This window comes from Pseudomonas sp. PDM19, from assembly GCF_014852215.1.
GTDB lineage: Bacteria > Pseudomonadota > Gammaproteobacteria > Pseudomonadales > Pseudomonadaceae > Pseudomonas.
In genome coordinates, this window is the sequence record NZ_JACVBG010000002.1 from 1,074,760 (window position 1) to 1,085,765 (window position 11,006).

The window sequence follows — 11,006 nt, forward strand, 5'->3', positions numbered from 1 at the left end:
TCGGCCGTCACTCTTGCAGCGCTGCGCTTCGAGCCTTGTGCGGCGCTAGTGGTTCCCGATGGACTTCGAGGCCGGGCAGTGGGGTCAGGCAGCGCAGCGAGGTATTGGGGTTGCGCTGGCGGCGCATGTCGCGCGCGCCGCCATGGACCACCGCGAAGCGGTAGACCCAGGCCACCAGGCGCGGCATGCCGGCGCGCAACAGCATGCGGTGGAACAGCTCGTCCGCCTCGGCCTTGGTCACCGGGGCAACGTTGAGGAACTGGTACAGCGCGTCATGCACCAGGCTGGCGTGGTGTGCAACCGGCCAGAACATCACGCGCTCCTTCTGCTGGCCATGGCGCAGGCACTGCACGCTTTCCAGGTGTTCCCACCAGTCCGGCGTACCGAGTGTGGCGACCCAGAAGAACGGCACCTTCGGCGAGCAGCCGTCCCAGGCGTAGGTGCGGTTGCAGCCGAAGTCGTAGCCGACGGTGCCAGCGGCGAGGTCTACCCGCGCCGGGCCGGGGTTGATGATGATGCGGCCGTCGTGCACCACCAGCCACTCGCTATAGAAGAAGCGACCGTCGAAGACCGGGTCCTCGCAGACCAGCGGGAAGTCGATGTAGTTGATCCACGGGCCGTTGCGGTCGCGGCTGCAGAAGCCCCACTCGCGCACCGAGCGCTCGCGCGCAGCTTCGACACGGCGCAGGCGTTCGGCGCGGCCGACGATGCGCGGCAGCAGTACGCCGAGATAGACCGGGACGGCGCCGATCAGTAGCGGCCGCACGGCCTCGTCAAGGAACAGCCAGGCCAGCACCAGCAGCGCCACGCCCAGCAGGGTGACCAGCAGGTTGTCCAGGTGGCGCAGCAATGGGCGGTGCAGGGGCGGGTGGCGTTGCATGGCGTCCGTTCCAGGGCAGGAATCGCCATGATAGCGCTTTGATATTTCCTGTGGCAGATGCGGAACGATCGTACTGCGAAATCGGTCGTCTCTGCGTGGACATGGCGCCTGCATGCCGTTGACCGAATATGTCGCAGCCCCGTAAGCCAGCGCCGGGTGACTCCCGATAAGCTCGGTGGGATCGGTGACCGCCCGGTCGGGGCTGTCAATCGAGGGTCACACTGCCCGTCTATACCTGTGGCCCGACACAAGACGATATGCGTTCTACGCTCAATCCAACAAAACGAGCCCAGCGGAGTAACAACATGGCGTTCTTCACCGCAGCCAGCAAAGCCGACTTCCAGCAACAACTGAAAGCGGCCCTGGCGCAGCACGTCGACGACAAGGGTCTGCCACAAGTGGCCCTGTTCGCCGAGCAGTTCTTCGGCTTCATCTCCCTCGACGAATTGACCCAGCGCAGGTTGTCCGACCTGGTCGGCTGCACCTTGTCTTCCTGGCGCCTGTTGGAACGCTTCGACCCCACGCAGCCTGAAGTGGCGGTGTACAACCCCGATTACGAAAAGCACGGCTGGCAGTCCACCCACACGGCCGTGCAGGTGCTGCACCCCGACCAGCCGTTCCTGGTCGACTCGGTGCGCATGGAGCTGAACCGCCGCGGCTACAGCATCCACACCCTGCAGACCAACGTGCTCAGCGTGCGTCGCAACGCCAAGGGCGAGCTGCTGGAAATCCTGCCGAAGAACAGCACCGGCAAGGACGTGCACCAGGAATCGCTGATGTACCTGGAGATCGACCGTGTCTCCCAGGCCGGCGAACTGCGCACCCTGGAGAAGGCCCTGCTGGACGTGCTCGGCGAAGTCCGCCTGGCCGTCGCCGACTTCCCGGCCATGCGCACCAAGGCTGAAGAGCTGCTGGCCTGGCTGGGCAAATCCAAGGCGAAGGCCCGTGCGGAAGAGACCGCCGAGGTGCGCGCCTTCCTCGAATGGCTGCTGGACAACCACTTCACCTTCCTCGGCTATGAAGAATTCACCGTGCAGGAAGAGGCCGACGGCGGCCACCTGGTGTACGACGAGAAGGCCTTCCTCGGCCTGACCCGCACCCTGCGCGCCGGTCTGAACAAGGACGACCTGCACATCGAGGATTACGCGGTCGCGTACCTGCGCGAGCCGGTGCTGCTGTCCTTCGCCAAGGCCTCGCAGCCCAGCCGCGTGCACCGTCCGGCCTACCCGGACTACGTTTCGATCCGCGAAATCGATGCCAAGGGCAAGGTCGTCCGCGAGTTCCGCTTCCTCGGCCTGTACACCTCGGCGGTCTACGCCGAGAGCGTGTTCGACATCCCGTTCATCCGTGGCAAGGTCGCTGCGGTGCTGAAGAACTCCGGCTTCGACAGCAAGGCGCACCTGGGCAAGGAGCTGGCGCAGATCCTCGAGGTGCTGCCGCGCGACGACCTGTTCCAGACCCCGGTGGACGAGCTGTACAACACCGCCATGTCCATCGTGCAGATCCAGGAACGCAACAAGATCCGCCTGTTCCTGCGCAAGGACCCGTACGGCCGCTTCGCCTACTGCCTGGCCTATGTGCCGCGCGACATCTATTCCACCGAAACGCGGATGAAGATCCAGCAGGTGCTGATGGAGCGCCTGAAGGCCAGCGACTGCGAGTTCTGGACCTTCTTCTCCGAGTCCACGCTGGCCCGCGTGCAGTTCATCCTGCGCGTCGACCCGAAGAACCGCATCGACGTCGACGCCGCCCAGCTTGAGCAGGAAGCCATCCAGGCCTGCCGCTCCTGGCAGGACGACTACGCCGCGCTGGTGCTGGAGAACTTCGGCGAAGGGCAGGGCAACAACCTGCTGGAAGATTTCCCGAAAGGCTTCCCGGCGGGCTACCGCGAACGCTTCGCCCCGCACTTCGCGGTGGTGGACCTGCAGCACCTGTCCAGCCTGTCCGAAAGCCGCCCGCTGGTGATGAGCTTCTACCAGCCGCTGGCCCAGGGCGAGCAGCAGCTGCACTGCAAGCTGTACCACGCCGACACGCCGCTGGCGCTGTCCGACGTCCTGCCGATCCTGGAGAACCTCGGCCTGCGCGTGCTCGGGGAGTTCCCTTACCGCCTGCGCCACACCAACGGCCGCGAATACTGGATCCATGACTTCGCCTTCACCTACGCCGAAGGCCTGGACGTCAACATCCAGGAGCTCAACGAGACCCTGCAGGACGCCTTCGTCCACATCGTCAACGGCGATGCCGAGAACGACGCCTTCAACCGCCTGGTGCTGACCGCCGGCCTGCCGTGGCGCGACGTGGCGCTGCTGCGCGCCTACGCCCGCTACCTCAAGCAGATTCGCCTGGGCTTCGACCTGGGCTATATCGCCAGCGCGCTGAACGCCCATGTGGATATCGCCCGCGAACTGGTGCGCCTGTTCAAGACCCGCTTCTACCTGGCCCGCAAGCTCACCGCCGAGGACCTGGAAGACAAGCAGCAGAAGCTGGAGCAGGCCATCCTCACCGCCCTGGACGATGTCCAGGTGCTCAACGAGGACCGCATCCTGCGGCGCTACCTCGACCTGATCAAGGCCACCCTGCGCACCAACTTCTACCAGCCGGACGCCGCCGGGCAGAACAAGAGCTACTTCAGCTTCAAGTTCAATCCCAAGGCCATCCCGGAAATCCCGCGGCCGACGCCGAAGTTCGAAATCTTCGTCTACTGCCCGCGCGTGGAAGGCGTGCACCTGCGCTTCGGCGACGTGGCCCGTGGCGGCCTGCGCTGGTCCGATCGCGAGGAGGACTTCCGCACCGAGGTGCTGGGCCTGGTGAAGGCGCAGCAGGTGAAGAACGCGGTGATCGTGCCCACCGGCGCCAAGGGCGGCTTCATCCCGCGCCGCCTGCCGGTCGGCGGCAGCCGCGATGAAATCCAGGCCGAGGCCATCGCCTGCTACCGCATCTTCATCTCCGGGCTGCTCGACATCACCGACAACATCAAGGAAGGCCAGATCGTGCCGCCGGCCAACGTGGTGCGCCACGACCCGGACGATCCCTACCTGGTGGTGGCGGCGGACAAGGGCACCGCGACCTTCTCCGACATCGCCAACGGCATCTCCGCCGACTACAACTTCTGGCTCGGCGACGCCTTCGCCTCCGGCGGCTCCGCCGGCTACGACCACAAGGGCATGGGCATCACCGCCCGTGGCGGCTGGGTCTCGGTGCAGCGCCACTTCCGCGAGCGCGGCATCGACGTGCAGAAGGACAATGTGACCGTCATCGGTATTGGCGACATGGCCGGCGACGTGTTCGGCAATGGTCTGCTGATGTCGGACAAGCTGCAGATGGTTGCTGCGTTCAACCACATGCACATCTTCCTCGACCCCAACCCGGATGCGGCGGCGAGCTTTGCCGAGCGCCAGCGCCTGTTCAACCTGCCACGCTCCAGCTGGGCCGACTACGACGCCTCGCTGATCTCCGCCGGTGGCGGCATCTTCCTGCGCAGCGCCAAGAGCATCACCCTGACCCCGGAAGTGCGCGCACGCTTCGACATCGATGCAGAGCGCCTGACCCCGACCGAGCTGATCCACGCGCTGCTCAAGGCGCCGGTGGACCTGCTGTGGAACGGCGGCATCGGCACCTACGTGAAGTCCAGCGATGAAACCCATGCCGACGTCGGCGACAAGGCCAACGACGGCCTGCGCGTGGACGGCCGCGACCTGCGGGTGAAAGTGGTGGGCGAGGGCGGCAACCTCGGCATGACGCAGCTGGCGCGGGTCGAGTTCGGCCTCAATGGCGGCGCCTGCAACACCGACTTTATCGATAACGCCGGTGGTGTGGACTGCTCCGACCACGAGGTGAACATCAAGATCCTGCTCAACGAGGTGGTGACCGCCGGCGACATGACCAGCAAGCAGCGCAACAAGCTGCTGGCGGAAATGACCGACCAGGTGTCCGACCTGGTGCTGGGCAACAACTACAAGCAGACCCAGGCGCTGTCCCTGGCCGAGCGCCGCGCCCGCGAGCGCATTGCCGAGTACAAGCGCCTGATGAGCGACCTGGAAGGCCGCGGCAAGCTGGACCGCGCGCTGGAATTCCTGCCCACCGACGAAGGCCTCGCCGAGCGTATCGCTGCCGGACAGGGTCTGACTCGCGCTGAATTGGCCGTGCTGATTTCCTACAGCAAGATCGATCTGAAGGAGCAGCTGCTGGGCTCGCTGGTGCCGGACGACGACTACCTGACCCGCGACATGGAGACGGCCTTCCCGCAGACCCTGGTCGACACCTTCGGCCCGGCCATGCGCAAGCACCGCCTGAAGCGCGAGATCGTCAGCACGCAGATCGCCAACGACCTGATCAACCACATGGGCATCACCTTCGTGCAGCGCCTGAAGGAGTCCACCGGCATGACGCCGGCGAACGTCGCAGGTGCCTACGTTATCGTGCGTGATGTCTTCCATCTGCCGCACTGGTTCCGCCAGATCGAGGCGCTGGATTATCAGGTGCCGGCGGAAGTGCAGCTGACCCTGATGGACGAACTGATGCGCCTGGGCCGCCGCGCGACCCGCTGGTTCCTGCGCAGCCGTCGCAACGAGCAGGACGCCGCCCGCGACGTCGCGCACTTCGGCCCGCGTATCGCCGCCCTGGGCCTGAAACTCAACGAACTGCTCGAAGGCCCGACCCGCGAGCTGTGGCAGGCACGCTACCAGGCTTACGTCGACGCTGGCGTGCCTGAGTTGCTGGCGCGCATGGTCGCCGGTACCAGCCACCTCTACACCCTGCTGCCGATCATCGAAGCGGCGGACGTCACCGGCCGCGACCCGGCCGACGTGGCGCGCGCCTACTTCGCCCTGGGCAGCGAGCTGGAACTGACCTGGTACCTGCAGCAGATCAGCTCCCTGCCGGTGGAGAACAACTGGCAGGCGCTGGCCCGCGAAGCCTTCCGCGACGACCTGGACTGGCAGCAGCGGGCGATCACCGTCTCCGTGCTGCAGATGCAGGACGGCCCGGCGGAGATCGATGCGCGCGTGTCGCTCTGGCTGGACCAGCACGCCCCGATGGTGGCCCGCTGGCGCGCCATGCTCGTCGAGCTGCGGGCTTCCACCAGCACCGACTACGCCATGTACGCCGTGGCCAACCGCGAGCTGCTCGACCTGGCGCAGAGCAACCAGCAGGGCTCCTGCCCGGTCTGACACTCAACGCCTTTAAAGCCTTTTCATGCTCCAGCCCCGCCTCATGCGGGGCTTTTTTTTCGGCTATGAGGGGAATCCTGCTGGAGCGGGCCATGCCGTGCCCCGCACCAGCATCACGATGGAGCGCCACCGTAGGATGGCGTGGAGCGTAGCGATACCCATCGATCCGGCGCACCGACAGCATGGGTATCGTCTAGGCTCGACCCATCCTACGAAAGCACCCGCCGGTGGCAGCGGCAGGACGCAGCTTGCTCGCGAACATCAAGGTAAGAGCGTGCCAATCAGTAGGCACGTAGGACTTCAGAATTCCAGAGGAGGAGCGCATTCCGCCGCGATGGCTTCGCGGAGAAGCTCCGTTTCTGTAGGAACGGAGCGGATAACAGTGACAACCAGCAGGATCAGCTCCCGCTCCGCCCATCCTCGTGCGGCTCGGTCAGTGCCCGACGGTACTTGGCGTACAGCTCGTCGGACATGTTGCTGGCACCCAGCATCTTCAGCGCGAAGGACTTCACTTGCTCATCGCTGTAGGGCTCTTGCTGCGGCGCCGGCTGGCTGGCGCAGCCCACCAGCCACAAAGGCAGGGTCATGGAGAGAAGGGCGAGGGCACGGTTCATGGTTTTCACACGCAGGCTGGTTCGGGATGGTTGTCAGGCTATCAACCGCTCGAAGCGAGCAGAAATCATCCCGTTCAATAGTGGGTATCGTTTCTGGCGACTTCGGACGCCTTTTTCTGACAGAAAGTTCCCGGCTGCGGCGTTTTACAGCGAATACGGATATCCTTTCCGGCTGTTCATCTCTCTGCAGGACCTCCCCATGAAAGCGCAACTTGCCGAACTTCTTACGCTGATCAGCTCCGGCTGCCTGGGCGAAGAGGAGATCCAGCAGATCGCCGACGAAGCTTCGCAGGCCTACGCCGATCCGGCGGCCTTCCTCGCCGCCAATCCGGACATCAATTACGACGAGGACTTCCCCATCCCGCTGGGTGAGTGGGTGGTGGTGGGCAGCCTGCCGGAAATCGTGCTGTTCATGGGCGACAGCTTTGAAGAGCTGTTCGGCGAGATCCGCGCTTCCTTCGACCCGAGCGTGAGCTTTGTGCTGCAGGCCAAGCAACTGCGCAAGACTGAGCCGCTGGCCGCGCTGAACCGCATCCAGACCCAGCTCGGCGCGCTTTACCCGGAAAAAGGCGGCTACGTGCTCGTGGACTTCAGCGAGCCGTTGGATACCGAACTGCAGTGCGTGCTGGTCTACCGCAATGACCTGGAGCGCGTCCTGGCACTCTGCGTGGACATCGGCATTCCCGCCGTACCGGCGCTGCAGGCCGCCCAGGAATCGGATCAGGCCTGATCCGGCTGGGTCATCAGCAGCAGGGCGCCCAGGTCGACGAGAACCTGGCCGCCCAGGCGGCGTGTCGGTATCGCCCCCTCATCGATCCAGCCTTGCACAATGGCGGGACGATCTTTGAGACCGACCAGCTCCGCAAAGCGCTGAGGCGTCACGTAATAGCCACCTGCGAGCAGGTCAGGGCTGAATCCGCTTTCATCGTTCATGCTGTGTCCCGCACCATCCCGTCGCTTTGATCCACGGCCTCCGCTACGGCCTGGATCGCGAATTTATCCTAATTGTTAGGGTGTTTTTCCGGGCTTTGGCAGTCTCGGAGATGGATGACGCATGATGAAGAAACGTTTCCTGTTTACTGCGGGAGAAAGACTACGGGCGCTTCGCTCGTTGACCGGGCTGTCGCGCCGCGCCTTCGCCGAGACGGTCGGCATGAAGGCCAAGGATGTGGAGAACATCGAGTACGGCAACCAGCGCATGCGTGACCTGGATTTCCAGAAGGTCTGCAGCGTGTACCCGGACTTCGCCCGCTGGATCACTTATGAAGCGCCGATCGATTCGGACGAGGTGAACTGGAAGGTGGAGGACTCCGCCCAGCGCGCGGCGGTCTACCTGGTGAAGAGCAATCCGCAACTGCTGGCGACCCTGGGGCTCAGCCTGGAAGAGTGGCGAGCCCGGCATCATGAGGTGCTGGAAAGCCTGGACGAGGAAGAGCGCCAGCTCGGTGAGGATGCGCTCGAGGAGTGACGCTGCGGGTCAACCCGCCTTGCCAGCGCGGCGCAGGTAGGCGATCACATCCGGCGCGCCAGCCTCCCGCAGTCCCTGGCCGAAGGCATCGGACTGCGGATGGTCCCGAGGCAGCAGCAGGCTCTCCGGGGTTTCCGAGTTGAACAGGCCGAAACGGGCATAGGGCATGCCGGTCTCCAGCAACAGCTCCATGAACGACGCGTCGCTCCAGGCCTTGGCCGGCATGGCCAGGATGTGGAAGTCGCGCTCCAGCTCATCCAGTACCGTGACTTGCAGTTCGAAGCGCTGGATGTTCGCGGGCAGGATGATCTCCAGCCCACGGCGGCGGGCGTAGACCACCGCATTGGCCAGTTCGCAGGGGTGATTGTCGTCGTCCCAGAACAACCGCGCGCCGTGCCAGCCTGCGCTGCGCAATTGCAGAGGTGCCTTGCGCTCGAAGCCGGGCAGGGCTACTCCCAGCACCTTGGTGAAGTCGTTGTAGCTGATGATCCGCACCTTGCGGCACTGCTCGCAGTTGGAAAGCTCTTCGAGCCCCGCCAGGGGGCTGTCGAGCAGGCTGCGGCAGCAGAGACCATCGATGCTTCGAATATCGACGGCGGGATGCTCTTCGCGGTGGCAGGCCACCAGGCGCTTGAGAACGCTATGGATGCGCGCCTTGTCTTCCTGCACCGGCCCGGACAGCGCGCCACGCGGCAGGTCGATCAGCCGGTAGAGCGGCGCGCCGGAATGCCAGCCCAGGCCGGCAGGCCAGTCCGGCAGCGGTTCGAAGGGCAGGGACAGGCTCCGACTGCGTTCGGCGACGTTGCGCCCATCGGCGCTGCCGATGCCCAGGCGCTGGGCGAGGGCGGCCAGCCGGCTGGTCACGCTGCGGGGGCGAGGTGGTTGACTCATGGACGACGCAAGACTCCCGATGGCCGGCTGGTCAGTGCAGGAAGCGCCGGGCCCGATGCGCGGCGAATTGCCCTAAGCATAGAAAACCCTGGCGCTGTTGGGCGCATGCGTTGTGGCAAAATTCTTTCCTTCACTTGCTGGAGGCCTCCATGGCTTGCGTTGTGCTGGATATATCCCTGTCGGCGGACCGGCTGCAAGCGCTCTATCGCGGGCATGCCAATCGGGTCCAGGTGACCGGTCGTGATGGTCGGCGGGTCAATCTGCCGGCGCATCACCTGCGTCCATTCGTCACTCACTCCGGAGTTCACGGCAGCTTCGAGCTGGAATTCGACGATTCCGGGCGGCTGCTGGCGCTGCGTCGCCTCGCGTGAGCGAGGACGGGCTGGCTATAATAGCGCCCCATTTTGCCGACCGATGCCCGACCATGTACAGCCTGGCCCGCGAGCTCCTGTTCAAGCTCTCCCCGGAAACCTCCCATGAATTGTCCATCGACCTGATCGGCGCGGGTGGCCGTCTGGGCCTCAACGGGCTGTTGACGCAAGCACCCAAAAGCCTGCCAGTAAAGGTCATGGGGCTGGAGTTCGCCAACCCCGTGGGGCTGGCCGCCGGCCTGGACAAGAATGGCGATGCCATCGACGGCTTCGCCCAGCTGGGCTTCGGTTTCGTCGAGATCGGCACCGTCACCCCGCGTCCGCAGCCGGGCAACCCCAAGCCGCGCATCTTCCGCCTGCCGCAAGCTACCGCGATCATCAATCGCATGGGCTTCAACAACCACGGCGTCGATCACCTGATCGAACGGGTCAAGGCGGCCAAGTACAAGGGCGTGCTGGGCATCAATATCGGCAAGAACTTCGACACCCCGGTCGAGCGCGCGGTCGATGACTACCTGATCTGCCTGGACAAGGTCTACGCCCACGCCAGCTATGTCACGGTCAACGTCAGTTCGCCGAATACCCCCGGCCTGCGCAGCCTGCAGTTCGGCGATTCGCTCAAGCAACTGCTCGAAGCGCTGCGCCTGCGCCAGGAAGACCTGGCCGTGCAGCACGGCCGCCGGGTGCCGCTGGCGATCAAGATCGCGCCGGACATGAGTGATGAGGAGACCGCGATGGTCGCCGCTGCGCTGATCGAGTCGGGTATGGACGCGGTGATCGCCACCAACACCACCCTGGGCCGCGAAGGCGTCGAGCACCTGCCGTTCAGCAACGAGGCGGGTGGCCTGTCGGGCGCTCCGGTGCGCGAGAAGAGTACCCATATCGTCAAGGTGCTGGCTGGTGAGCTGGGCGGCCGTCTGCCGATCATCGCCGCCGGCGGCATCACCGAAGGCGCGCATGCGGCGGAGAAGATCGCTGCGGGTGCGAGCCTGGTGCAGATCTATTCGGGGTTCATCTACAAGGGCCCGGCACTGATCCGCGAGGCGGTGGACGCCATTGCGGCGGCCAAGCGGGCGTAAGGACAGGTAGCAGAAATAAGTAGGGCTCCTTTCGGAGCCCTTGGGCTTGCGCCCTTTTCCGCCCGGATGGGGCGGCTTGGGGAAGTCGTGGGTGACCCTGGATTCAGCCTGTTGCGTGCTGCAATTGGTTCACTCGTTGAATACCGGCGGCGCCGGTCAAACCATCCCAGTTGTCGCCGCGGCCCTCACGCCAGCCGTTGAGCCAGGATTGCCGGGTAGTGGGATGGGTAAACGGACAGAGGTCGCGAGATTTTCCAGTAATGCCGTGCTGATAACCACGCAAAAAGGCTCTTTCCAACGGATCACGCTTAAGTCTTCTCATAGGGTGTTGCCCTCACTTGTTGACTGTTATGTCCCGTTGGCCCCCCAGGGAGGCCGGGCGGAATATTCCGCCAATGGGGCGCATTGCCGGCGTGACGCGCCCCGCCCGACACCATTGCGGTGAAGGATTACCCCGAGTTCTATCTAAAGGTTCCGGGGCTGTGAATGACCAATTTGTCATAAGGACGTAACTCTTATGGGTTTGGGCCATAAG

At 64.6% G+C, this 11,006-nt stretch carries 10 protein-coding genes; 5 read left to right on the top strand and 5 right to left on the bottom strand.

The window, feature by feature from the left end; genetic code table 11:
• Nucleotides 1-7 precede the first annotated feature (7 nt).
• Complete coding sequence (locus tag IB273_RS13385; RefSeq protein ID WP_192224248.1) at nucleotides 8-880, bottom strand: DUF1353 domain-containing protein; 873 nt, start codon at nucleotides 878-880, stop codon at nucleotides 8-10.
• A gap of 305 nt (nucleotides 881-1,185) precedes the next feature.
• Here IB273_RS13385 and IB273_RS13390 point away from each other — a divergent pair, with 305 nt between their 5' ends.
• Nucleotides 1,186-6,048, top strand: coding sequence for an NAD-glutamate dehydrogenase (locus IB273_RS13390; protein WP_192224249.1), 4,863 nt, complete (start codon nucleotides 1,186-1,188; stop codon nucleotides 6,046-6,048).
• A 398-nt stretch (nucleotides 6,049-6,446) separates the two neighbouring features.
• On the opposite strand, the gene IB273_RS13395 is transcribed toward IB273_RS13390, so the two are convergent.
• The gene (locus IB273_RS13395) at nucleotides 6,447-6,662 is read right to left on the bottom strand and encodes a hypothetical protein (RefSeq protein ID WP_151187774.1); all 216 of its coding nucleotides are present in this window, start codon (nucleotides 6,660-6,662) and stop codon (nucleotides 6,447-6,449) included.
• A gap of 199 nt (nucleotides 6,663-6,861) precedes the next feature.
• Here IB273_RS13395 and IB273_RS13400 point away from each other — a divergent pair, with 199 nt between their 5' ends.
• Nucleotides 6,862-7,392 (top strand): hypothetical protein, encoded by a 531-nt coding sequence (locus IB273_RS13400; protein ID WP_192224250.1) that lies wholly within the window; start codon nucleotides 6,862-6,864, stop codon nucleotides 7,390-7,392.
• Here the strand turns inward: IB273_RS13400 and IB273_RS13405 are convergent.
• Complete coding sequence (locus IB273_RS13405) at nucleotides 7,383-7,595, bottom strand: DNA-binding protein (protein WP_081519403.1); 213 nt, start codon at nucleotides 7,593-7,595, stop codon at nucleotides 7,383-7,385. The two genes, IB273_RS13400 and IB273_RS13405, sit on opposite strands and share 10 nt — an antisense overlap.
• A 121-nt stretch (nucleotides 7,596-7,716) precedes the next feature.
• Here IB273_RS13405 and IB273_RS13410 point away from each other — a divergent pair, with 121 nt between their 5' ends.
• Nucleotides 7,717-8,130 (top strand): helix-turn-helix domain-containing protein, encoded by a 414-nt coding sequence (locus IB273_RS13410; protein WP_225610158.1) that lies wholly within the window; start codon nucleotides 7,717-7,719, stop codon nucleotides 8,128-8,130.
• 9 nt (nucleotides 8,131-8,139) lie between these two features.
• Here IB273_RS13410 and IB273_RS13415 read toward each other — a convergent pair whose 3' ends face one another.
• Nucleotides 8,140-9,021: a DUF6685 family protein gene (locus IB273_RS13415; RefSeq protein WP_192224251.1), complete on the bottom strand. Its 882-nt coding sequence runs from the start codon at nucleotides 9,019-9,021 to the stop codon at nucleotides 8,140-8,142.
• A 149-nt stretch (nucleotides 9,022-9,170) separates the two neighbouring features.
• Here IB273_RS13415 and IB273_RS13420 point away from each other — a divergent pair, with 149 nt between their 5' ends.
• Both IB273_RS13420 and IB273_RS13425 read left to right on the top strand, forming a co-directional pair.
• On the top strand, nucleotides 9,171-9,392 hold the full coding sequence (locus IB273_RS13420) for a DUF2835 domain-containing protein (protein ID WP_081519405.1): 222 nt from the start codon (nucleotides 9,171-9,173) through the stop codon (nucleotides 9,390-9,392).
• Nucleotides 9,393-9,445: 53 nt separating this feature from the next.
• On the top strand, nucleotides 9,446-10,471 hold the full coding sequence (locus IB273_RS13425) for a quinone-dependent dihydroorotate dehydrogenase (RefSeq protein WP_192224252.1): 1,026 nt from the start codon (nucleotides 9,446-9,448) through the stop codon (nucleotides 10,469-10,471).
• 103 nt (nucleotides 10,472-10,574) lie between these two features.
• Here IB273_RS13425 and rmf read toward each other — a convergent pair whose 3' ends face one another.
• A complete protein-coding gene (rmf, locus tag IB273_RS13430) occupies nucleotides 10,575-10,793 on the bottom strand; it encodes a ribosome modulation factor (RefSeq protein ID WP_081519407.1) in 219 nt (72 codons plus the stop codon).
• Nucleotides 10,794-11,006 lie beyond the last annotated feature (213 nt).